Below are 24477 nucleotides of genomic sequence, written 5' to 3' on the forward strand. Positions count from 1 at the left end.
TTTATTTAATTTCATCAGGTTAACATACCTCCATCTACCTGTACAACCTGCCCGGTAATATAAGAAGACATATCAGACCCTAAGAATACACATAAGTTCGCTACATCAGTTGGAGTTCCTCCCCTTTTTAATGGAATGGCATCTCTCCAACCCTGAACAGTCTTTTCATCCAATACATCTGTCATTTCCGTTTCAATGAAACCTGGAGCAACCACGTTCGCACGGATATTTCTTGACCCTAATTCTAAAGCTACTGATTTGGTAAAACCAATTATTCCAGCTTTTGAGGCAGAATAATTAGATTGGCCGGCATTACCTTTTACTCCTACAACAGATGACATATTAATGATTGAACCACTTTTTTGTTTCATAAATGTCCTTGTAGCTGCTTTAACAGTATTAAAACAAGACTTCAGGTTTACATTTATCACATCATCCCACATTTGTTCAGTCATCCTCATTAAAAGGTTATCACGGGTGATTCCAGCATTATTAATAAGAATATCCAGCTGTCCAAATTCTTCTACTACATCACCGATCAATTTTTCGGCTGCTGAAAAGTCAGAAGCGTCAGATCTAAATCCTTTAGCTTTTATATCGAAGGCCTCTAATTCTTTTTCAAGAGCCTGACCTTTTTCGACACTGGATAAATATGTGAAAGCAATATTTGCTCCTGCTTCGGCATAAGCTGTTGCAATTGCTCTTCCAATTCCTTTAGAAGCTCCAGTTATCAAGGCTACTTTGCCATCTAATAATTTCATTGTATAAAATATTTAATTTGAAAAGCTCACAGATCAATCTGTTATTGCCTGATAATATAAGTTAACAAGGTTGTGTGTGGCAAATCTATGAATATTTATCAATTAAATCTGCCTGGCAGATGATAAATAGCTCTGTAGCATATTAATTCATTGCATATCTAAGCAAATAACGTAAATTTGCATCATTCATAAATGATTCAAACATACCAAATTAAAAATATAGTATAATGTCAGCAAAATATGATTTAATAGTTGTGGGATCAGGTCCCGGTGGTTATGTTGCTGCTATTCGAGCCAGTCAGCTTGGCTTGAAAGTAGGAGTTGTAGAAAAGGAATCTCTAGGAGGTATTTGCCTTAACTGGGGATGTATTCCTACCAAAGCACTATTAAAAAGTGCTAATGTATTTGAATATATCAGCCACGCTGAAGACTATGGTATTACGATAAAGGATGCGAAGCCTGATTTCGAAAGCATGGTTAAAAGAAGTCGTGGAGTTGCTGACAGCATGAGTAAAGGTATCCAGTTCTTATTCAAGAAAAATAAGATCGATGTTATCAACGGTTTTGGTAAAGTACAACCAAACAAAGTTGTTGAAGTAACTGATGAAGAAGGGAAAGCTACCAAATATCAAGCAAAGCACATCATCATTGCTACTGGTGGAAGAGCAAGAGAACTTCCTAACCTTCCTATCGATGGTAAAAAAGTTATTGAATACAGAAAAGCCATGACTCTTGACAAACAACCAAAATCCATGGTTGTAGTAGGTTCAGGAGCAATCGGAGTAGAGTTTGCATATTTCTATAAGTCTATAGGAACTGAAGTTACTGTTGTTGAATATCTGGACAGAATTGTTCCTCTAGAAGATGAAGAAGTTAGTAAGCAACTAGAAAGAACATACAAAAAAGCGGGCATGAAAATCATGACCAGCTCAGAAGTTACTAATGTTGATACCAAAGGAAAAAAATGCAAGGTAACTGTTAAGACCAAGAAAGGTGAAGAGCAGATCGAGGCAGATGTGGTATTATCAGCGGTTGGAGTAGCTACAAATATCGAAGGCATCGGTCTTGAAGATGTTGGTATTTCAACTGATAAAGGTAAAATTGTTGTAGATAAGTATTATCAGACAAATATGCCGGGTTATTATGCTATCGGTGATATTGTTCACGGACCGGCATTGGCTCACGTTGCTTCTGCAGAAGGAATCATCTGTGTTGAAAAGATTGCTGGAGAGAATCCTGAGCCTCTTGATTACAAAAACGTTCCGGGTTGTACTTATTGTTCCCCTGAAGTTGCGTCTGTTGGTTATACTGAAAAGCAAGCTAAAGAAGCCGGCTATGACATTAAAGTGGGTAAGTTTCCTTTTTCAGCATCTGGAAAAGCTAAAGCTGCCGGTGCTTCAGATGGATTTGTTAAATTAATCTTTGACGCTAAATATGGTGAATTACTTGGCGGGCACATGATTGGTAATAATGTTACCGAAATGATCGCTGAAATAGTTGCTGTAAGAAAGCTTGAAACTACGGGCCATGAATTGATCAAAGCAATTCACCCTCACCCTACTATGTCTGAGGCTGTAATGGAAGCAGCAGCAGCTGCATATGATGAAGTAATCCACTTGTAAAAACAAGTAGGTCTTAAAATATAAAAGCCGGGCAAAACCCGGCTTTTTTTATTTGCTAAAACAGTATATTCAAATAAAATAACAGTATTAAATAGACAACGTTTCCAGGTTTTCCTGAGAAAGTGGTTTGTTAATATACTTCTTCACGTAGCTGTACTTCTGAGATTTGTTTACATCCTGAGGATTTATTGAAGAAGTCAACATCACAATTTTACACTGCCCTTTTGTATCTTCAGAGAGCTTTTCAAACTCATCCAGAAACTGGAAACCATCCATTAAAGGCATATCAATATCTAAAAATATTACTTCCGGCAATACCTTTCCGATATTATCACCGAGTTTTTCAATATTTCTCAGAAATTCAATCGCACTTTTAGCGCCAGTATGTACATAAATATGCTCAGTAATATTTGCAGCTTCAATCATTTTCTGATTGATCAGATTATCGATCTCATTATCATCAATGAGCATTACCGAAAAGTATTTCTTATCTGCCATCTATTATATATCTTAAATCCTGTTATAATTTGTATTGGTACCAAAATAAAACATTTAAAGTGAACCTCAAAATATGAGGTTCAAATATGTCTTATTGTGTCACAATATATGTAGAGACTTATTAGTATCAAAATGTTTTTACGATCTAAAACTAGATATCAAACTCTATACCTTGTGCTAAAGGTAACTGAGTAGAGTAATTGATAGTATTAGTTTGTCTCCTCATGTACACTTTCCAGGCATCACTACCAGATTCACGTCCTCCTCCTGTTTCTTTTTCACCACCGAAGGCACCACCGATCTCAGCACCTGATGTTCCAATGTTTACATTTGCAATTCCACAATCAGAACCTGCATGAGAAAGGAACATTTCAGTCTCTCTGATATTCGTAGACATAATAGCTGATGAAAGCCCTTGAGGTACTGCATTTTGCATTTCAATTGCATCTTCAAGATCGCTGTATTTCATCAGGTAAAGTATCGGAGCAAACGTTTCGTGCTGAACTATTTCGTAATGGTTTTCGACCTCAAATATAGCAGGCTTCACATAGGTACCTGTCTCATATCCTTCGCCTTTTAACACCTCACCGTCAATAACTGTTGTTCCTCCTTCTGCTTTTGCCGCCTCAATAGATTTCAGATATTGATCTACAGCATGAGCATCGATCAATGGCCCAACCTGGTTTGATTGATCCAGTGGATTACCAATTTTAAGTTTTCCATAAGCGCTAACTAACCTTTCTTTCACTTCATCATATACGTCATCATGAATGATCAGGCGACGGGTACTTGTACATCTCTGACCAGCAGTTCCTACAGCTCCAAAAAGTGCTCCTCTGATAGCAATATCAAGATCTGCATCTTTGGAAATAATTATTGCATTATTACCGCCGAGTTCCAGTAAAGTTTTACCTAATCTCGCTCCCACTGCCTGAGCTACAATTTTACCCATTCGAATGCTTCCGGTAGCTGATATCAATGGTACACGCTTGTCTGAAGTCATCATTTCACCCACTTTATAATCACCATTGATTACACATGATATAGCGGTTGGAACATTGTTCTTTTTTAATACCTCTGTTGTGATCTTCTGGCATGCTAATGCAGTAATTGGAGTTTTTTCTGAAGGTTTCCAGACACACACATCTCCACATACCCATGCAAGCATAGAGTTCCAGCTCCAAACTGCTACCGGGAAATTAAAAGCTGAGATAATTCCTACAACTCCTAATGGATGATACTGCTCATACATTCTGTGTCCTGGTCTTTCCGAATGCATTGTTAATCCGTAAAGCTGACGGCTTAAACCTACAGCAAAATCACAGATGTCGATCATTTCCTGTACTTCCCCGTATCCTTCCTGCAGAGATTTACCCATTTCATAGGAAACAAGCTTTCCTAAAGGTTCTTTATACTCTCGTAAAGCCTCTCCGATCTGCCTGATAACCTCTCCTCTTTTCGGAGCAGGCATCATTCTCCATTCTTTATACGCTTTAGAAGTTTCTTCGATCACCTGGTCATATGCTTCTTTCGAAGTCACATCAACGCTACCTAATGATCCGCCATCTACTGGGGATGTGCTTTCGATATATTCTCCTGTGCCGGTAATTGATTTTTCACCAACAAGGGTTCCTGGATTTTTATCTTTGATTCCGAATAAATTCAGGGCTTCCTCGATTCCAAATGACTTTTTAATACTCATTGCTTTCGATTTTTGGTTGTGTTTGTTATTGAGGCTTTAAAGATAATAATTAACTTTTGCTCTGAAACATATTGCAAAAAAAAGAGCGGTGATTTAATCTCACCGCTCTCAAATATTTGATTATTCTTTGCTACCATGTAAAACCATAAACTAATTCACGACCGTCTGGATAAACTCCTTCTATTTTAATTCTTTCTCCATCCGACTGTCTGAGTATCTGACTAAGCTCATCAGGACTGCTGATCTCACGATTATTGATTTTTGTCAAAATAAATCCTTCATCAATTCCTAATTGCTCCCAACGAGTGCCGGAAATGTCTTTCAACATTAACCCATTATCGATACCTAGCTTTTCCTTCACATCCGCAGAAGGCACGACAACTGTAGCGCCACCGGCTTCACCGCTTTCCTCACGTTCGACAACCTCATAACCCATATTCTGGTTTTTAAGTTTAGCTTCAAAAGTCTTGTTTTTCCCATCGCGATTAACTTTTACTTCGATCACATCTCCAGGTCTGTGAAGAGCGACCATTTCCTGAAGCTCGGCAGAATTATTTATTTTTTGACCGTCAATTTCTATTACTACATCTCCAGGTTTAATTCCAGCTTCTTCTGCAGCTCCTCCTGCTGATACATTTGCTATATAAACACCATCAACAACTTCAAGATCTTCCTGTTGTGCGATCTGAGCATTATTAGATACAATCTCCACACCTAATAAAGGTCTCTGTACCACCCCATACTCTCTTAAATCTTCCATCACCTTTTTAACAAGAGATGATGGTACTGCAAAACTATACCCCTGGTAACTACCAGTATTAGACGCTATCGCTGTGTTGATACCGATCAAATCTCCATTCAGGTCAACCAATGCTCCGCCACTATTTCCAGGGTTTACTGCTGCGTCTGTTTGTATAAAAGTCTCAATCCCGTAGCGAGTTCTCATTATATTAATATTTCTCGCTTTTGCACTTACAATACCTGCTGTTACTGTACTATTTAATTCGAATGGATTACCAACTGCCAAAACCCATTCTCCGACTTTTACATCATCTGAATTAGCGAGTTTCAGATAGGGTAGATTTGTTTCTGATTCGATCTTTATAAGTGCAAGATCTGTATTAGGGTCTGTGCCGATTACCTCAGCTGTATATTGCCTGTTATCAGAAAGAGTAACACTAACTTCATCTGCATTATCAATAACATGATTATTTGTTACAATATAACCATCAGATGAAACTACTACTCCTGATCCTGAAGCGGCCATTGGCATTCGTTGCCCTCCCCTTGGTTGAAAAAAGTCAAATAAAGGATTTTGAGAATTCCCGCTTGCTGGTTGCTGAATTACCTTTGATCTGATATGCACTACGGCAGGTGTTGCTTTCTCAGCAGCATGAATGAAATTTAACCCTTCAGGGACTACATAGTCCTCGTCAGGAACAAAATTTGAAAATCTAACCGTTTCGTTAGGACTGGCTTCAATTACTTTCGTCTCCTGACCTCCAATAAAATAAAATCCTCCTATTGCTACAATTCCTCCAAAAAATGCAGCAACAAATAATCCAATAAAATAATTGTATCTGTTCATAGCCTATTTCTTAGTTTACATAATAATTTAACGCACTACTTTAGTAAAGTGTTTACCTTTAACAATCTTTAACCCAGCAGTTTAAAAAATCAAAAAAAAAGGGACACCTGTTGCGCCCCTTTAAACCATTCACCTATCAATTTTATTTGACGTCAATCACTTTTTTAGTTTCTTTCTTTTCGATTTTAGGAAGCGTGATTCTTAAAATTCCAGCATCATAAGATGCCTTGATATTTTCCTTGTTAATAACCTCGGTCATCTTAAATGACTTTTCAAAGGATCCGAATAGCTGTTCATTTCTGTGATATTTCACACCTTCTTTATCCTCTCTTTTTCTCTCCCCTGATATTAAAAGCACATCATCATCAAGGTCTATTTTGAAATCCTTCTTTTCCATTCCCGGAACAGAAAGCTCCATTATAAAGTCTTTTTCTGTTTCATAAATATCGGTTCTGGGAGAAAAAGAATTTGGTTTTGAATCCACAACACCTTCTGATAGATCATCAAATAATTTTCTAAAAACACTATCCAGTGAATTCTCTACATTCGGTTTGTACGTTAATAATGCCATATCTATAATTTTTTTTGTTTATAATCATTTTTCAGATTCATAGCATTCAAAAATATGCCAAACCAAAATCAAGGTATTATTACTGACTTTTTGTCCTAAAAAAGACTTCCAACTAGATGATAGCTGACAACATGTCTTATTTAGAGGTTTTAAATTCCGTTTACCTCTCCTTTTAATCAAAATTCAAAAAGAATTGGTGCAAACAGCATATTATCCTATTTTTACCATACAGATTAAACGCTACACACAATGTTCGATACTTTTATATTATTTGTACACAGTTGGGTCAGATGGATAATTTTAATTCTGGCTATCATAACGATCTTTATGGGTCTGACCGGAATGTCTGGCAACAAAACTTTTGGAAAAGCTCAAAATGCTATGAGTGCTGCATTCCTTGGGAGCATGCACCTACAATTACTAACAGGGCTGATCTTATATCTATTCATAAGCCCGGTGGGATACCAGGCTTTTCAAAGTGATGCCAACGTAATGAAAGAGGCCTCTCTAAGATACTGGGCAGTAGAGCACATTACTGTGATGATCATAGCTATTGCTGTTGCTCAAATCGGTCGGGTAAAGATTAAAAAGGCTACTGAAGAAAAGGCTAAATACAAAAACATGTTGATATTTAACCTGATAGCTCTGATTTTGGTACTATCCCGAATACCATGGGATCAGGCTGGAAGAATGTTTCGAGGTTTGTAAAAAATTAAAGCTCCGGTTTCGGAGCTTTTTTTTATCCCTGACATTCCATTAAGATCATCGTCAATACCAATATTACCCCTACCACGTTAACAACAAAAGCTAATATTCGTTTACTACTGACTTCTTTCTTCGGCTTCCCAAGCTTTCCGGTCTTCCATGCGTTAAAAAAATTCAATTTCATATCCATGCTGGAGTCGGGATACACTTCATGCAAAATAGAATCCAATCCTCCGGAACCAATAATGTCATTTAAATACTCATCGCGAGAAGAGAAAATTTCATTCCCATCTTCTTCGAGATAAAACTCGTACCATCTATCACCAGTATCTAAATTAAAATAATATTCTGACCTGAATTTACTTCCATTGTCTAATTCTATACTCAGAACATCACCCTTCTTAACCACATTTGTTGACTTCAAACGAATCGGAGTTATATATTTAGATAATTCTGCTACAAATTTATCTTTCAACCCAAAAGATTGATAACTAAGGGTGCCATCATCAGTAAAAACAAAATGGTAAGGAGTATTTATAAAAGGCCTGGGGATTTCAGATTCTGATTCAATGATATAAAATCTAACCTTCTCATATCTGATCACATCACCCAACTTCAAACACAAGGCTTTAGGAGAAAGTAAAATCTTTGTTTCTTTATTTTGAAAAAGAATTAATTTACTAGCTTCGGATATTAGCCCTTCCATAAAAAATAGCGTTCAAAAAATTAAAAAATCAACCCAATTTAAATATAAGCTACAACATCAAAAGCTGGTTTTCGCCTTATCGACCAAAACCTTCGGTGGAACTAAGAAAATTGAAAACCTAAGGTATGGAGCCCCATTAGCATCTAACAAGATTAGCGCATCTTTTCTTCTTTTTCTTGGCTCACTGATGTAAATATTGATCGGATACCGGTACCCGATCTTCAGGCTAACCCAAACCCAATCATAAACCTCTCTCTCATAAGTAAACAAAGCGCGAATTGATGACCTTCTGAATTCTAACCTAGAAAACTCCGGAAGAACTTCATTTCGTAAATTATAACTAGCCCCCTGCACTTCAAGCCCAGTATAAAAATGATTGGAATTATTAGGAGAATACCTGATCTGAGCCTTTTTAGGTAGAAGAAGCTCATACCCCCAGTTCAAATTGAAGTTATTATTTAAAATAAATACAGGGTAAATAGCAGGCCTTCCAAAATCATACCCAAAAGATATACCGTAACCAATAGATTTGTGAGGACCTATATATTTTCCATAAATAGAAGTTAACGAAAGTTTTAGCTGATCACTTAGATCATTAAATGAAGGAACATCACTGTTCAGCGAACTCTGGAGATAAATATACAGAAATCGATCTTTCTCCAGATCTTTTTTAAAATAAAGCTTAAAAGCAATTTGCTTAAGGGGTTTGTCCTCAAATCTAACAAATAATGGAAAATCGGGATCAGATTGGTTTTCAAACTTAAATTGCTCATGGCGATATCCAAACCCTCCAATTAGATTCATTCTTTCTTTAAGAATAATAGGAAATCTAAATTTGATTTTTCTAACCAGATTCTGTTCGACTTGAGCAGATTCTGTTAAGCCCTGATATTTAGCTTTGACAAAAAAAGACTGAAATGATTCATAGGATAGTTCTAAAAAAGTCGGCCGGGGCTTATACCTTTCTGCTGTAATGATAATTTCGTCTTCACTAGGGACTGTTAAAGATTCGTCTTCTGTTTCTTGAGCTATAACGAAACTATTAGCCAAAAACATAAATAGTAATAACACTCTCTTACCCCATGAAAATCGAACTATATCAACATACGTAGTCACACTTTTATTTTTTCATTTCTATCCAAGCATTCGCATCATCAATCAACTGAAGCTTCTTTACCGGTACCTACCGGAACTTTAAAGTAAAAATATAATGATGAGTTCCTTACCGTATTGGATCCAGATTTTACAATATCTGTAAACCCTTGATAATAATTCACACCTATACTCATACTTTTTGGAGTAGTTTTTAGCTTATAACCAATACCACCTATAATCCCAGCATCAAATCGTGTGTAAAGGTCTCCTACATCCATTTCATATGTAGCTTCACCTTTACCATCATCAATTTCAAAAATATCTTTCGCCTTATTTCTTAACCCCATCTGAAAACCTCCCTCGAGCAACCATCTGGCTTTTAATCGCTGCTGCCACAGCACAGGCACATAGAAGTAACTGATTCTTTTAGTTAATTCTCCATTATTAAATATTTCATCAATATTGTCATCTCCTGTAGAATAAACAGACATGTTTTGAGCCCCTACGTTAGACTTAACGAGTACTCCGGTACTCAAATATGATGATTCAAGCATTTTAATATGAAAATAAAATCCCAGATTAAAATTATTAAGCCCTTTAGCCGATTCGATACCTGATAAATAAGACCTGTTTATTCCTGTAACTAAACCAAACTCCAACTTTTCGGTATTCAGTTTATCTCCCAACAACAAGGATATTAATACCTGAGCGTTAGCCTGTCGGGGAAATAAAGAAAATAAAACGAATAAAATAACCGGAAAAGGACGGATTAATTTCATATAATCATTAGTTGGATACAAGATGTTAATTCTATTAAATGCGATTTTAATAGCATTTTTATTTAAACACGTGCTAGCACGAAATAATTATATAATATATTGAAATTATCGCAAAGAAGTAATCAAACTTAAATTAAATGATAAGAGCGGGCAGGGAAGGCCAAAAGACTTTATGAAATCAGATAATTGAAAAGAAACATTATAACAAAAAAAGTCTTCCATATTATTATGGAAGACTTTTGAATTTTGCTCCTCAGGTTGGGCTCGAACCAACGACCCCCTGATTAACAGTCAGGTGCTCTAACCAGCTGAGCTACTGAGGAATCTTTTTTATTTGTTTTCCCCTCAAATGGGAATGCAATATTAGTCGGCTTCTATCTTTTTTGCAACACTTCAAACAAAAAAATTTAAGAAAAATCCGAAGGTTTTTTACAACCCTCGGATTATCAGAAACTTATTCTTTATCCATAAATGGATATCTATAATTTGTAGGAGGAACTAGCGTTTCCTTAATAGTTCTAGGACTAACCCATCTCATTAAGTTAAGCATAGATCCTGCTTTATCATTTGTACCTGAGCCTCTGGCACCACCAAATGGTTGTTGTCCAACTACTGCTCCGGTAGGCTTGTCATTGATATAGAAATTACCTGCAGCATTGACAAGCTTCTTAGTCGCAAGGTCAGCTGCATATCTATCTTTAGAGAAAATTGCACCTGTTAATGCATATGGAGAAGTTTCGTCAACTAAAGTCAGAGTATCTTCAAAGTTTTCATCATTATAAAGATAAACCGTTACAACAGGCCCGAAAATTTCTTCTACCATAGTGGTATACATCGGATCCTGAGTCAATAATACTGTTGGCTGGATGAAGTATCCTTTCGAATCATCGTATTCACCACCAACTACTACTTCTACAAGATCAGATGCTTTTGCATCATCGATATACTTAGAGATCTTATCAAAAGCACGTTTGTCGATCACTGCATTGAAGAAATTCTCAAAGTCTTCAGGGCTACCCATCTGAATATCCTTAAAATCATCTTCGATATATCCTTTCACCTCATTCCACATACTCTTAGGTAAGTATACTCGACTGGCTGCAGAGCATTTTTGTCCCTGGAATTCGAATCCTCCACGTACGATAGCTGTAGAAACTTCTTTAGCATTGGCAGATGGATGAGCAACGATAAAGTCTTTACCACCCGTCTCTCCAACGATTCTTGGATATGATTTATATTTATCAATATTCTGCCCGATAGTTTTCCAAAGCTGTCTGAAAACACCCGTTGAACCTGTAAAGTGAAGACCAGCAAAATCGTGATGATTAAATACTACATCTCCTGCTTCCGGGCCATCAACCATAATCAGGTTGATCACACCATCAGGTAGTCCAGCTTCTCTGAATACTTCCATAATGACATTAGCTGAATAAACCTGAGTATAAGCAGGCTTCCAAACAGCGACATTCCCCATCATTGCGGGTGCAGAAGGAAGGTTTCCAGCAATAGCTGTAAAGTTAAAAGGAGTAATAGCAAAAATAAAACCTTCTAATGGTCTGTATTCCATTCTATTCCATACACCAGGTGATGAATCAGGCTGATCAGCATAAATTTGCTGCATGAAATAAACATTAAATCTAAGGAAGTCAATAAACTCACATGCAGCATCTATCTCAGCTTGAAAGGCACTTTTAGATTGACCCAGCATGGTAGCAGCATTGATCTTTGCTCTGTAGGGTCCGGCAAGAAGATCTGCAGCTTTCAAGAAAATTGAAGCTCTTTGTTCCCATGGCAGGCTTGCCCATTGCTCTCTGGCATTTAAGGCTGCTTCTATAGCTCGCTCTACATGTGAAGAATCTCCTTCATGGAAATGCCCTAGAACATGAGAATGTTCGTAAGGAGGATTCATAGGGATCTTATTTCCAGTCCTTACTTCTTCTCCACCGATATACATTGGTACATCAATTTCCTGAGATTTTAGTTCCTTTAATGCTGCTTTTAATTCAGCACGTTCAGGTGACCCCGGTGCGTAGCTTTTTACCGGTTCGTTAGTTGGGTAGGGTATGTCGTATATTCCTTTTGGCATTTTACAATTAGTTTAAATTCGTCCGCAAAGTTAACCATTGCAAAATTTAACACCAATTGATAACTAATTAATCACGCCTGATGGAACTACAATATATATTTAAGCTGGCTCAGACAGCTTATCTCATAGCTTACTTCAGAATTATGACGGACTTTTTCAGGGTTAAAATACACAGCATCAACATTATACTGCATCGCCCCTTTGACATCTGCTTCCAGATTATCCCCAATCATTAAGCTTTCTTCAGGCAGAGCTTCAACATTTTCCAAAGCAAATCTGAATATTTCTAAATGAGGCTTTTTATATCCGGTACATTCAGATGTGACTACCGATCGAAAGTAGTCATTCAATCCGCTATGTTTTAATTTAGTAGCCTGTGTTTCTTTAAACCCGTTGGTAATAATATGGAGATTGTATTTTTCCTTCAGGTAATCAAGTATTTCAAAAGTAAACTTTATTACCGCTGGTTTGGTAGGGCATCTCAACAAATATTCTTTACCCAGCATTTCGGGTATTGCCTTTTCTTCAACTCCCAACCTGCTTAGAGCTCTTTTAAATCTGACATCACGAATAGTTTCTTTATCAACAAGATTTTTATTGTACAAATCCCACAACTCAAAATTAACCTCCTCAAAAACTGAGATAAACTCATCGACCAGAAAATCACCCAGATCACACAAACCGAACTCAAAAAAAAGCTCTTTAAGTGTGACATGACTGTTTACCTGGAAATCCCAAAGGGTATGATCCAGGTCAAAAAATACATGTTTATATGATTTCTTCATAAATCAGGATAAAGTTGTATACCTTTTAATTTATTTAACACCAACTCTCTGTTTTTGTACAACACCACAAAGGTATCTTTATCTGCAGTCAACTGAACATCTTTCTCAAGGTAAGAAAAAACCTGTTGAAGAATGTCGAGAACCTCGTCTTTGATATAATAGAAAACGTACTTGTCATACCTTTTGGTTCCCACGAGGCCGGCATTTTTTAAATAAGACAAATGCCTGGAGGTTTTTGTTTGAGTAAATGATAAAATAAGCTCAATATCTGTAATACAAAGTTCTCCATAATTAAGCATCAGATTTAAAATCCTTACCCGGGCATCATCTGAAAGCGATTTAAACACCTGAACTCCGAAAGTAAGACTAAAGTTTTTGAGCCTCATGATTTATCGAATTTTAACACAATATTATAAACACAAGATAAGAGAAGTGCGTTAAGATTACTATCTTGCAAGATAACTAATGGTAAATAAAGTATTGAATTATTCCAACGCATTTATATTCACAGCAGTACTTTCTCTCGCATTAATTTTTGGTTCTGACCACGATATTAAAGCGCAGGATAGAACTGTTATTCAATTCTCAGGCATCGTGATCGATACAGACTCCATAGGTATTCCAGGAGTTCACTTATACGTCCCCGGAACAGGAAGAGGAACCACGACTAATTACATAGGTTTTTTCTCCATGCCTACTCTGGCAGGTGATACTATCGTAGTGAGTGCAATTGGTTTTAAGAAAAAAAGAATTGTTATCCCTGCAGATGTTGAAGATAATTATACAGTACGAATACAAATGAATGAGGATGTCACTCAATTACCAGAAGTAACTGTATTTCCTTTGCCCACAGAAGAATTATTTAAAGAAGCAGTATTGGCTCTTAATTTACCTGAGGAAAGAAATAATATTGACTATAGAGAGCTTTATGGTGATAAAGCTATGGAGCAGATGCTCCGTAACACTCCGTATGACGGAACTCTGAATTATCGATACATGCAAAACATTCAATATGAACGAATGCATCAACGATATGGATCATGGTCAAACCCTCTGCTTAATCCATTTAACTGGGCTAAGTTCATTAAGTCACTCAAAAAAGATGATGACGACTAATTAAGCCGTCACAACCTTTTCCTTATTATTTTTTTCGTTAACAGCAGGCTTAAATACCTTCTGAAGTATTTTCTTGGTAATCAAATATGTAGGTCTTACTCCTGCCATTCCCAGGCTGCCTGAGGCAAGTGTCTTACCGGTTAATAACGGGTTATCCGAAGCATAATAAGCATACCTTACGACTACATCTTCTTTTATAAATCCTCTGATCTTAGACGCTAGCTGAATAGCTTTCTGATAATGTGCCCCTTCCATCTCAAGTCCAATACTCTTCCAGGAACTTTCTTTAAAGTATTGCAAAATATCTTTATTCTGAAGACTGGTACCTAATACCGTGACCATTGGTCCTTCAAAAGCATCTGCTTTTTCATCCTTAAAATCATCTGCAGCCAGATCATTTTTAAACGGATAATTATCTGTAGTTCCCTCAAAGATATGTGCATTTGGTATCATAATGTCACCTTTATCACCTTCGAGGATTCCGGCTTTCCCCATAATAGATATGGACGCAATGTTCATTTTAATCTCCTCTTCATCCCGGTAATATGGTTTTAACAGTTCATCCATCGTCTCAAATGCCTGCTCTCCAAAAGCATAATCCATGACGAAGATGACTGGTTTTTCATTTTTGATATAGTCGGCTTCTAGCCCCAACTCTTCATGGACGTTAGTCAAAGGAAGTTTGCTTGTGTCTATTATCTGTACGGATAAATTCGTACCACTCCTGCTTTCGATAAATGTCAGCCCATTTTTATTAGCATATGAGTAAATACTATTCTGCAGGGCTCCACTATCATCCTTAGCGATCTTTACGATCATATCATCAAAAGAAATTTCTTCTTTTTTAAATTCAGATATTGCTGCCTTTGCATAAATGCTATTGACTACCGAGTGTAAATTAGCACTGATGATGTGTATAGGTCTGCTGAGAAGATCTTTTTTAGCCAGCACTGACTTGATTCTATCTGCCCACTGCTCACCGTAGATATGATGCCCGATTCGTTCTCTTAAAGTTGAAGTAAAACTCACTTCTCTACCGACTCCATCTTCTTCGGATATTATGGCCAGTTTACCTAACCAGTATACTACCTGGTACAATCCATTATTTTCTGCCCGGTTAGATTCAAGTCGCAGGTAAGCATTTTCAGTTTCTTCATAGGTTCGACCTAACAAAGTTGACAGATAAGTAAATGCCACTTCTCTATCTTCTTTATTGAGCTTTCCTCCTTTTTTTAATACGATATCTTCCAGTTTTTCCCACTCTCTTCTTTTTAACCCTTTTTCGTTAGTTGCATTATTTTTGATCTTTAAAGCCTCATTATACATAAAAGTTAGATGAGTAAGGATGTCATAAATCTCAGAGCGCCCCCTGGTAACCTCAATGCACATCGTTTCTCGATCCACACGATAACAATTCCTTCGTCTTTTAGACGGAACAATAACCTCGAAAGTACTGTGCTCATACCCTTCTTCTGAGGTTAGCTTAACAAATCGACATTCCTCGATTCCTTTAGGCAGCCTGTCAATAACATACACAAGACCATCAAGTTCTACTTTCTCAGTATCATTCATACTGCCGTAGATTTCTGGACTTAAAACCCTCAAAGAATTCAACAAAGCCTGGCCTGATGCCCCTAGAGGTTTGTAATACCCTCTGTAAAATAAATGCCTCATTACGATGTACAGTCGCTCGATAGCTTGTCTTGATTCTTGTGCTTTGGTTCTCTGAATTGTAGGTTTACTCATTAAGATTAATTTAAAGTGGTTAAAAAAAACCGCCTTGAATCGGCGGAACTGGATTTGAGATGTAAAATTACTAATAATTAATGGAATTTTCTTTACCAGACCCTGTCAACTTATTCTGAAAATGAAAAAAATATCATTTGATTAACATTTCTATAATAAAAAAAGTGCAATCAATTTCAATTAATTGCACTTTGATAAAGTCGTAAATAATTAGTTTTTACAATTCTCTAATCTCCCTCATAATCTTCCTTGTACGCAGCATGTGAGAAATCGATATATAAAATATTTGTGATTTACCAAAAGATGAAAAGTCATCTTCCTGCCCGAAAGACCTACCTGAATAACTATCATCAAGAAAGTCATTGAGGTAATATTTAAATTTGACACTGGTGCCCTTTGGAAATTGGAACCCGGCAAATACACTTGGTAACAATGGATTTACCTTACCTGAAAACCATTCTGTATTTTTGGCCTCTTTATCACCTTCAATAAATAGTTTTTCTTTGTAAACAAAGGGGACTTCCAATTCTCCTCCTCCAAAGAAAAAAATGCGTTCATCAAAATTACCCAATTTAAAAGCCAGAGGTATTCCTATTGTATATGCTCTTCTCTTTATTTTATTATCTTCTTCACTATAAGGAGCCTCATCTCTGGTAATCATGCCAATATTCCGGATTGATGCACCAAAATACATTCCAAAATTATTACTAAAGTCAACATGCCATTCATGGTTGATATGAAAAACTGCACTAAATCTAACCGGACTTCCCAGATCTACTCCAAATCTTTCAACATCTGCAAACTGAAATATTAATTCACCACCTATCTTATGGTAGGTATTATCGATTCGTTTACGGTATATTTCTTCTATTTCTTCATCCTGAGCCCATGTTTCTAAACATAAGACGGACACAATTAAAAATAACAATGCTGGCTTCATACTATAATTGGTTTTGTGATAGATATTATTATTCAGATGCAAAAGTCAACCCGATAGTTGCTTTTACCAGTCAAGATTTTTTGATTTTATAATTTTGATGTCGCCTTTTTCCATTTCATTTTTGGCTTCCTCAAAACCTTCCTGATCAATAGGCCTGGTAAGATCTTCAATATAAAATGTATTAAATCCCTCATCTTTAGCATCCATTGCAGTGAAATAAACACAAAAATCTCCAGCAAGTCCACAGATATAAAGATCAAAAACTTCACGATCTTCAAGATAACCAGTCAATCCGGTATTTTTCTCCTTGAAATTATCATAAAAGCCACTGTAAGAATCAATCTTAGGGTTAGTGCCTTTTCTAATAATAGCCTGAATTTTATTTGTATTCAAATCTTTTGAGATCTCTGCCCCTTTTGATCCTTGTACGCAATGGTCTGGCCATAAAATCTGCTCCTTTCCATTATCCAGAGAAATCTTATCAAATGGGTCTTTTCCTTCATGTCCACTGGCAAAACTAAAATGACCTTCCGGATGCCAATCTTGTGTAGCAACAATCAGGTCAAATTTGTCTTGAATTTCATTTATTCCATCTATAATTTTATCTCCCTCAGGAACCTCCAATGCTCCTCCTGGCAGAAAATCATATTGAACATCAACAATTAATAAGGTTTTCATAGCTTGGATGTTTTTTCGTTTTTAAGATCTTGCCTTAGTTTCAATAAATTCTGACTGATTCCAACTTTATAAATGTGGGGATTATTAAAACGTTTATGCTCATCCGGGAGATTGGACAAATTGAATTGTACAGATTCTTTAAGTTCATCAAGTGATTTTTTTTCTGCTACTCTTTCACCATTTTTCATTACCGGGGTGAGTAATTCTTCTTGATCAAATCTTTTGAGTGACATTTCTTTATCTAATTCATATGGATGAATCATTTTGTCCGGCACTCCTTCGTCAAGTGTAGCTATGGCATCTGCTACAAACTGACCGTCATTGTTTATGTATCTATGGACTTTCTTCATCCCGGGCAGAGTTAACTTTTTGATATTCTCCGAAATTTTCAATCTTGGTTTATCATCCGCATATGCCAATTTATAAACTCCATCCAATGCACTGTCTGGCTTACCTACCACAAGGTTAGTTCCCACCCCATATATATCTATTGCTGCGTTTTGTTCCTGTAAACTCTTAATTACCCCTTCATCAAGCTGATTAGAAGCAACTATCTTGACATCTTCCAGGTCATTTTCATTGAGCATTTTTCTTGCCTCCCTGGATAAATATGCCAGGTCTCCGCTATCAAGCCTTATCCCATTAAGTTCGTGCCCTCTTTCACGCATCTCTTTAGCAACCTTAATTGCATTAGGAATTCCTGATCGTAAAGTATCATATGTATCAACAAGCAAAACACATTTATCTGGCCTTGATTCTGCAAAATTTCTAAATGCGGTGAGTTCCTCATCATGACTTTGAATGTATGAATGCGCCATAGTTCCAGTTACAGGTATACCATAATATTTACCTGCCAGGACATTTGATGTGGAATCAAACCCTCCGACCACAGCAGCTCTCGATGCCTGCATGGCTCCCCAGCCATGAGCTCTTCTCATTCCAAATTCTGCCAGAGGCCGTCCATTTGACACTTGCCTGATCCGTGCCGCCTTAGTTGCTATCAAAGATTGATAATTCATCAAATTCAAAATCATGGTTTCAACTAACTGAGCTTCGATCATTGGGGCTACCACTCTCACAACAGGTTCTTGCGGAAATACTACCCCTCCTTCTGGAACTGCAAAGACATCTCCGGTAAACTTCAATTTTTTGAGATAGTTAAGATAATCGGCTTTAAAACCTATGCTTTCAAGATACTCAATTTCATCTTTTGCGAAACTGAAATTTTCAAGTGCTTCAATAACATCCTCAAGTCCTACAGTAATTACATAACCGCCATTAAATGGGATCTTCCGAAAAAAGTAATCAAAAGAGGCAATATTTTCATGGCGGTTCTTTTCAAAATAGGCCTGCCCCATTGAAAGCTGATATAAATCTGTATACAAATTTCCGTTTAGTCCTTCCATATTCGGTTTTTGGCTTTTAATAAATATACATTATCACCTTCAGAACTCATATTCATTAGCTGCCAGATTTAATAAGAACTAATAAATCGTATCTTTAATCTATGAAAGGAGACATTATCGATATTAAGGGGCCGAAGATGTTTGCCCTTCCCTTCCGTTTATTTGGGATAGTTTTAATCATCGTCGGAATATATTATATTAATTCACAACCACTTATAGGAATAATAAATGCTATTGCCGCCTTAATTGCTATTATTTCATTTGAGGGAGTTGAAATAAACAAAAAAAATAAAACGGTTAAAAGATACACTTCTGTCTTGTTTATCAGAATTGGCAAACCGCGGCAATATTCTATTGCAGACCACATCTATTATGTTAATACCGAAAAAGATGAAGGGAAAGGGATAATCAAGCCAAAAAATAACTTCAGAGCATTTTTACATACCGAAAAAGATAATTTTCTTTTATTAAAAGATTCTGAAGAAAATTCTCTTTTACAAAACCTGAGGGTATTAGCTAAATTTTTATCAATAGAAGTAAAAAAAATATGAGTGGGACTAAAAATAAAATAAAAACTGGAATCTCGGGATTTGGCAGGTCAGGAAAAGTATTTCATGCTCCGATAATAAATTCTTGTGATGAAACTATACTCTATGGAATAAATACAAGTAATGATGATGCCAGGGACTTTATAAAGAAAAATTACCCTCATACTACTGTTTTCACCTCTTATGAAGATCTGCTAAATAGTGAAATTGATCTGATTGTATTGCCCACTCCTAATGATACACATTTCGAATTAGCTAAAAAAGCACTTGAGGCTGGTAAAAACGTCGTTATTGATAAACCAATGACCATTACTTCTACTCAGGCTTCTGAACTGATTAAAATTTCTAAAGAAAAAAATTTAGTCTTATCCGTATATCATAACCGGCGATGGGATACTGATTTTCTAACCTTAAAAAATATCTTGTCAGAAAAAAGACTTGGAACTATTCATGAGGCTGAAATTAATTTCAATCGTTTCAGGGACTATTTAAAAGATGACTGGAGAGAAAAAGCAATTCCCGGAGCGGGTATATTATATGATCTGGGTCCTCATTTAATAGACCAGGCACTCAATCTTTTTGGAATGCCGGTCGAATTATATGCAGACATTAGGAAAGAACGTTCTGAAGCTAATATTGAAGATTCTTTTTTAATAATATTATTCTATCAGAAACTCAAAGTGATTTTAAAAGCAGGAATGCTGGCTTCCTACCCCGGTCCTAAAATTTTAGTTCAGGGTTCTAAGGGAGCCTATCTGAAGTTCGGGCTTGACCCACAGGAAAATCTTTTAAAAGAGGGTACGAAACCTCAAGATCTACCAGATCACTGGGGAAAAGAATCATATGAGAAATCTCCTCTTATAATAAATCCTGATGGCACCAGGCAAAAAGTAATCGCAATCCCAGGTGATTACCGCGGATATTACTCCAATATAGCTGATGCAATAAATAACAATAAAGACCTGGAAGTATCTGCCCTGGACGGGTATAATACCATAAAAATAATTGAGGCCGCATTTAAAGCTTCGCAAGAAAAGCGCACCATCAAACTATAAATTTTAATTGGCGAATTGAGTTGACATGGTTGCCAGGATATAGTTCACATCTCTTTGATGATGCCCCAGCTGAAGCATGGACTTATTACTCATAAGGTCTTCAATACTTAACACAGAAACCTGAACATTATTTAATAAAACCTGACAGGCATCATAATATGCTTCATGAAATTCCAGCCCAGGAGTTTCATTTAACAAATCAATTTTGGATTGGCCCATTCCCAATTCGAGATATAAAGGCTTATGATAGCGCATAAGGTGAAATGCCGCTTCGATATATCCCATATCATGCACTATTTTGATGAGTTTTTTTACATTACTTTCTTCAGGCTTAAAATAAATATCCAGGTCATCTGAAGAAGCTTCTATACCGTAGATCTTCATAGCAGTACCTCCTACTATTATAAAATCTATCTCGGCCATAGAAAGCTCAGCCAGAAAAACACTTTGTTCCGGATCTAATTCAATAAAGGAATTTGGTGATATGGGTAAACTCATAAGACAAAGGTAGGTTTTATTTATTGGATTGAAAGAACTGATGTACTCTAAGAACAAATAATTCTTAAAAGTGCGGATGAAGTAATCATCTTTATATTTTAATTTTACGTATGAATCAAAATAAAGGTGGCCATTCAGAAGCATATTTTGGAAACTATCGTGATTATTGGTGGAATGAGGACTTTCTTGAACTTATTGCCAATAGGCTGGAGTTAAATCAATATAATAAAGTACTGGATGCTGGATTTGGACATGGGCACTGGAGTAAAAAGTTAATTCCCTACCTTGGCTCTCCCCTCAAATTAACTGGTGTCGATAAAGAAAGTAAATATACAGAATCAACAGTTTTAAAATTTAAAGAGAGCTTTGATAATCTTGACTCGTTTGAGGTAATTCAATCTGATGTAGCGGAACTTCCTTTTGAAAATAACACCTTTGATCTGGTCACTTGCCAGACTTTGTTAATACATGTTCCTGATCCGGAACGAGCATTGAAAGAAATGATCAGAGTATTGAAACCTGGAGGACTTCTTTTATGCGTCGAACCAAACAATGGAATCCAGGCATTGATTCAAACTTCTCTGAGCAGGCAGGATAGCCTGGAAGCTCGTCTCGATCATGTTAAATATGCGATGATTGTCGAAGAGGGTAAAAAGAAATTAGGCAGAGGAGATAGTAGCTTTGGAGATCTTCTTCCTGGGGTTATCAATCGGTTAGGAATGAAAAACATTTTTGTTTACCAATCAGACAAGGCAATTCCACTATACCCTCCATACAAAAAGCAAGAGCAACGGGCAGCACTGGACCAGTGGGATGATGCCGGGATGCAGCAACAAGAGGGGTTATCTGACCTCACCTATTTTGAAGCTTTAGGCACAAAGTATTTAGATTTCTACAAAAGTTACCACTTCAAATACAGCTTTTCTGATGCACGGCAGTCTTATGCCTTACAGCACGGTGAATTTCATTCTTCCGGAGGTGTATTGCTGTACTTGGTTAGTGGAGTGAAGCCTGACTAGTTTTTATCATTCCGATTTCAAGATTATTGCAGGATTTGTACTTGAAGCTTTAATCAATTGAATTAAAACATTTATAGCTATTACCAATAAAATAAATACAGGACCTATAAGGAAATGCCATACTGTGGGATCAATCCGGTAGACGAAATTTTGAAGCCATTTTTCCATTCCCGTATAGGTTAACCAATATGCAAACGGTAATATGGGAAGAGCAATTATAAGAAAATCTTTACTTAATAAAATTCCTAAGGACTTAATACTCGCTCCATGAACCTTCCTCACTGCTAATTCTTTCTCTCTCGATCGCAATGAATATGATATCACTCCAAACATTCCAACAAAAGCGATCAGTATTGCCAACCCGGAAAATATATAGATCAGTTTCAATTGATTTTGTTCAGCCTTGTAAAGATCGTTATACAGGTCATCAAGAAAACTATATTTAATAGGAAGGCCCGGGTAATTTTTTTTCCAGGAATCAACTATCGCTGATAAAGTTTGAGTCGTATTACTTCCTTCAATTTTCACTAAAATATTATTTACCCAAACAGGTTCATTTATCATTACAAGAGGATCTACCTTATTTTTTAAAGTCTCCTGATGAAAATCCCTTACTACACCTATTATCGGGCCTTTCTGAAGCTCGATTTCACCAATGCTCCAGCTAAACATTCTTCCAATAGCTTCATTTGGATCTTCCCAGCCGATCATTCGCATGGCTGTTTCATTGATCAGGTACTCCCTTGGTGCACTTTGTAAATACCCATATATATCCACATCGATTTCCGGGGTAATATCATTGCTTTTAAACTTATTAAAATTCCTGCCTGCAACCAGATCAATACCCATTACCTTGAGGAAAGATTTATCCACGACCTGGATATCCATCGAAGTATCCTTATTTTCTTCTCCTATTTTACCTTCAGCATATACCGGACCTGAATCCCTGATTTCCCTTGAAGGGACTTCCATCGATGTTGTTACTCCTATTACCCCTGAAATAGCATTAAGGTCATTTCTGAATTTATTCATTTTCCATTTCACAACTCCGGGAATTTCTGTAATAGCTATAACCTGTTCTTTATCTAAACCAAGATTTTTATTGACAATAAATTTAAATTGTGAGTTAGTTATTAATGCTATTGAAATCGTAACTACACATAAAACCACTTGTGATGCCAGTAAAAAGTTCTTAAGACTCCATTTTGAATGAAGGGTAAACCCAGCTAATTTATTAGAAAAGGCATCCGATACTTTTTGTGAGGGTAAAATTTTTGCAGGAAAATAACTTCCGGCAAGCGAAATCAATGGAATGGTAAGAATCAGAAATAACCCCAAAAGCATTCCCGGAAATTCCAAAATTGCCAGTTCTCTAAAAAACGGAATGCTAAATAAAATAATGAATACAGCTATAATGGCCGAAATTGCCACTATTACCAATGATTCTGTAAAATAGTATTTTTTAAGATCACCAACTGAAGATCCTAAAAACTTTCTTATGCCGGCATCCTTCATGAATTTAATAGATTGAGCAGTATTCAAATTCACAAAATTTGTCACCGACATAATCAGAATTACAAACCCAATAATTACAAATAAATATACATAGCTAATATCTCCATTAGGTACAATCTCTCTGGCCAAACTTGAGTAAAGATGAATATCGCTAATATTTTGCAGATGAAACGAGATATCACTCAGGCTCTCATCACCATGATCATTAATAAATGAAGCTATTTTGGATTCCAGCAACTTAGCATCAGCATTCTCATCTAATAATAAATAAACATACGCCCAGCCTGATCTTTCTTCCTCTCTGTTTATAGATGTTAAGAGGTTGACCGGAAGATGTGTTTTTTTTGGCAGATCCTGAATTACTCCTGTGATAATATACCTTACCTCAGTTTGACCATCAGCATGCAAAATTGAAATTTCTTTACCGATTGGATCGTTATCACCAAAAAATTTATCGGCGATACTTTTCGTTAATACAACCGTATTGGGTTTTGACAAAGCTGTTTCATCCCCACTAATAAAGTTAAAATCAAATATAGAAAAAACCTCTTTGTCTACTGAGTATGCATGATCTAAAGAAAATAACTGCTCCTCTACCTTAATATTTCTGGAATAATAATCTTGAAATCTGACTAGCTGTCTTATCTCATCAAATTCACTTTTGAATCTGTTAATAATATCATTATTGACTCTTGCCCAATGCATATCATATCCTGGTTTATTAATATGCATTGTAAGCCTTTCAATATTTTGATGCTTTGAGTGAAAAGTATCAAAGCTTAACTCGCTATAAATAAATAACCCTATTATGAAAGACACTGCAATCCCAATCGAAAGACCTGTTATATTAATTAATGCATTAAGCCTATATCTTAATAGCCTTCGAAATATTATTTTTAATTGATATGTGAACATTATGACTAAATGAAAAGTAATCTTTGGAAGATACTATTAACTGATTCAAAACCTTAAATAAAGAATGCCAAAAATTGTAAAATCTAACCGTTAATTATTGTAAATTATTTAATGAATTCGTTAAATACTGGGTATTAATGAAA

Annotated in this window: 23 protein-coding genes and 1 tRNA gene; 6 read left to right on the top strand and 18 right to left on the bottom strand. The window is 36.2% G+C overall.

All coding sequences use genetic code 11. From position 1 onward, the window contains the following. Window positions 1-14 precede the first annotated feature (14 nt). Complete coding sequence (gene fabG, locus OO013_RS03715) at window positions 15-761, bottom strand: 3-oxoacyl-[acyl-carrier-protein] reductase (RefSeq protein ID WP_266055308.1); 747 nt, start codon at window positions 759-761, stop codon at window positions 15-17. 224 nt (window positions 762-985) lie between these two features. Here fabG and lpdA point away from each other — a divergent pair, with 224 nt between their 5' ends. Next, on the top strand, window positions 986-2383 hold the full coding sequence (lpdA, locus tag OO013_RS03720; protein WP_266055347.1) for a dihydrolipoyl dehydrogenase: 1398 nt from the start codon (window positions 986-988) through the stop codon (window positions 2381-2383). 87 nt (window positions 2384-2470) lie between these two features. Here the strand turns inward: lpdA and OO013_RS03725 are convergent, their stop codons facing one another. The 4 genes from OO013_RS03725 to OO013_RS03740 all read right to left on the bottom strand — a co-directional run bounded on the left by OO013_RS03725 (window position 2471) and on the right by OO013_RS03740 (window position 6742). Next, a complete protein-coding gene (locus OO013_RS03725) occupies window positions 2471-2881 on the bottom strand; it encodes a response regulator (RefSeq protein ID WP_266055309.1) in 411 nt (136 codons plus the stop codon). A 151-nt stretch (window positions 2882-3032) separates the two neighbouring features. Then, complete coding sequence (amaB, locus tag OO013_RS03730) at window positions 3033-4583, bottom strand: L-piperidine-6-carboxylate dehydrogenase (protein WP_266055310.1); 1551 nt, start codon at window positions 4581-4583, stop codon at window positions 3033-3035. Window positions 4584-4713: 130 nt separating this feature from the next. Then, complete coding sequence (locus OO013_RS03735) at window positions 4714-6171, bottom strand: Do family serine endopeptidase (RefSeq protein WP_266055311.1); 1458 nt, start codon at window positions 6169-6171, stop codon at window positions 4714-4716. A gap of 142 nt (window positions 6172-6313) precedes the next feature. Further along, a complete protein-coding gene (locus tag OO013_RS03740) occupies window positions 6314-6742 on the bottom strand; it encodes an Hsp20/alpha crystallin family protein (RefSeq protein WP_266055312.1) in 429 nt (142 codons plus the stop codon). Between the two features lie 249 nt (window positions 6743-6991). Here OO013_RS03740 and OO013_RS03745 point away from each other — a divergent pair, with 249 nt between their 5' ends. Beyond that, window positions 6992-7450: a hypothetical protein gene (locus tag OO013_RS03745; RefSeq protein WP_266055313.1), complete on the top strand. Its 459-nt coding sequence runs from the start codon at window positions 6992-6994 to the stop codon at window positions 7448-7450. A gap of 31 nt (window positions 7451-7481) precedes the next feature. Here the strand turns inward: OO013_RS03745 and OO013_RS03750 are convergent, their stop codons facing one another. From OO013_RS03750 to OO013_RS03780, 7 genes are all read right to left on the bottom strand, one after another. Next, window positions 7482-8153 (bottom strand): hypothetical protein, encoded by a 672-nt coding sequence (locus OO013_RS03750; protein ID WP_266055314.1) that lies wholly within the window; start codon window positions 8151-8153, stop codon window positions 7482-7484. A gap of 57 nt (window positions 8154-8210) precedes the next feature. Continuing rightward, window positions 8211-9269, bottom strand: coding sequence for a hypothetical protein (locus tag OO013_RS03755; RefSeq protein ID WP_266055315.1), 1059 nt, complete (start codon window positions 9267-9269; stop codon window positions 8211-8213). 38 nt (window positions 9270-9307) lie between these two features. After that, window positions 9308-10027, bottom strand: a complete 720-nt coding sequence (locus OO013_RS03760; RefSeq protein WP_266055316.1) for an outer membrane beta-barrel protein — start codon at window positions 10025-10027, stop codon at window positions 9308-9310. Window positions 10028-10276: 249 nt separating this feature from the next. Next, window positions 10277-10350 (bottom strand) — tRNA-Asn (locus OO013_RS03765). A 131-nt stretch (window positions 10351-10481) separates the two neighbouring features. Then, complete coding sequence (gene pruA, locus OO013_RS03770; protein WP_266055317.1) at window positions 10482-12113, bottom strand: L-glutamate gamma-semialdehyde dehydrogenase; 1632 nt, start codon at window positions 12111-12113, stop codon at window positions 10482-10484. An 86-nt stretch (window positions 12114-12199) separates the two neighbouring features. Beyond that, on the bottom strand, window positions 12200-12898 hold the full coding sequence (locus tag OO013_RS03775) for a YjjG family noncanonical pyrimidine nucleotidase (protein ID WP_266055318.1): 699 nt from the start codon (window positions 12896-12898) through the stop codon (window positions 12200-12202). Next, on the bottom strand, window positions 12895-13284 hold the full coding sequence (locus tag OO013_RS03780) for an ArsR/SmtB family transcription factor (protein WP_266055320.1): 390 nt from the start codon (window positions 13282-13284) through the stop codon (window positions 12895-12897). The genes OO013_RS03775 and OO013_RS03780 overlap by 4 nt, the downstream gene beginning before the upstream one ends. Window positions 13285-13363: 79 nt before the next feature. On the opposite strand from OO013_RS03780, the gene OO013_RS03785 reads away from it, so the two are divergent. Beyond that, complete coding sequence (locus OO013_RS03785; protein ID WP_266055321.1) at window positions 13364-14014, top strand: carboxypeptidase-like regulatory domain-containing protein; 651 nt, start codon at window positions 13364-13366, stop codon at window positions 14012-14014. Here OO013_RS03785 and OO013_RS03790 read toward each other — a convergent pair whose 3' ends face one another. The 4 genes from OO013_RS03790 to OO013_RS03805 form a co-directional block, all read right to left on the bottom strand. After that, window positions 14015-15760, bottom strand: coding sequence for a DUF6909 family protein (locus OO013_RS03790; protein WP_266055322.1), 1746 nt, complete (start codon window positions 15758-15760; stop codon window positions 14015-14017). Between the two features lie 217 nt (window positions 15761-15977). Continuing rightward, complete coding sequence (locus OO013_RS03795) at window positions 15978-16700, bottom strand: hypothetical protein (protein WP_266055323.1); 723 nt, start codon at window positions 16698-16700, stop codon at window positions 15978-15980. A gap of 63 nt (window positions 16701-16763) precedes the next feature. After that, window positions 16764-17378 carry a bifunctional nicotinamidase/pyrazinamidase gene (gene pncA, locus OO013_RS03800; RefSeq protein ID WP_266055324.1) on the bottom strand — a complete coding sequence of 205 codons (615 nt, stop codon included), beginning with the start codon at window positions 17376-17378 and terminating at the stop codon, window positions 16764-16766. Then, window positions 17375-18784, bottom strand: coding sequence for a nicotinate phosphoribosyltransferase (locus OO013_RS03805; RefSeq protein WP_266055325.1), 1410 nt, complete (start codon window positions 18782-18784; stop codon window positions 17375-17377). The genes pncA and OO013_RS03805 overlap by 4 nt, the downstream gene beginning before the upstream one ends. A 101-nt stretch (window positions 18785-18885) precedes the next feature. On the opposite strand from OO013_RS03805, the gene OO013_RS03810 reads away from it, so the two are divergent. Both OO013_RS03810 and OO013_RS03815 read left to right on the top strand, forming a co-directional pair. Next, entirely contained in the window at window positions 18886-19335 is a 450-nt protein-coding gene (locus OO013_RS03810; RefSeq protein ID WP_266055326.1) for a hypothetical protein, read from the top strand. Next, a complete protein-coding gene (locus OO013_RS03815) occupies window positions 19332-20387 on the top strand; it encodes an oxidoreductase (RefSeq protein ID WP_266055327.1) in 1056 nt (351 codons plus the stop codon). Before OO013_RS03810 ends, OO013_RS03815 begins: the two co-directional genes overlap by 4 nt. Before the next feature lie 3 nt (window positions 20388-20390). Here OO013_RS03815 and OO013_RS03820 read toward each other — a convergent pair whose 3' ends face one another. Beyond that, window positions 20391-20885, bottom strand: a complete 495-nt coding sequence (locus tag OO013_RS03820) for a nucleotidyltransferase (RefSeq protein ID WP_266055328.1) — start codon at window positions 20883-20885, stop codon at window positions 20391-20393. Window positions 20886-20995: 110 nt separating this feature from the next. Between OO013_RS03820 and OO013_RS03825 the strand changes: the two genes are divergently transcribed. After that, on the top strand, window positions 20996-21904 hold the full coding sequence (locus tag OO013_RS03825) for a class I SAM-dependent methyltransferase (protein WP_266055329.1): 909 nt from the start codon (window positions 20996-20998) through the stop codon (window positions 21902-21904). Between the two features lie 6 nt (window positions 21905-21910). Here the strand turns inward: OO013_RS03825 and OO013_RS03830 are convergent, their stop codons facing one another. Then, complete coding sequence (locus OO013_RS03830; protein ID WP_266055330.1) at window positions 21911-24334, bottom strand: ABC transporter permease; 2424 nt, start codon at window positions 24332-24334, stop codon at window positions 21911-21913. Window positions 24335-24477 lie beyond the last annotated feature (143 nt).

The organism is Mangrovivirga halotolerans (assembly GCF_026241165.1).
Classification (GTDB): Bacteria; Bacteroidota; Bacteroidia; order Cytophagales; family Cyclobacteriaceae; genus Mangrovivirga; species Mangrovivirga halotolerans.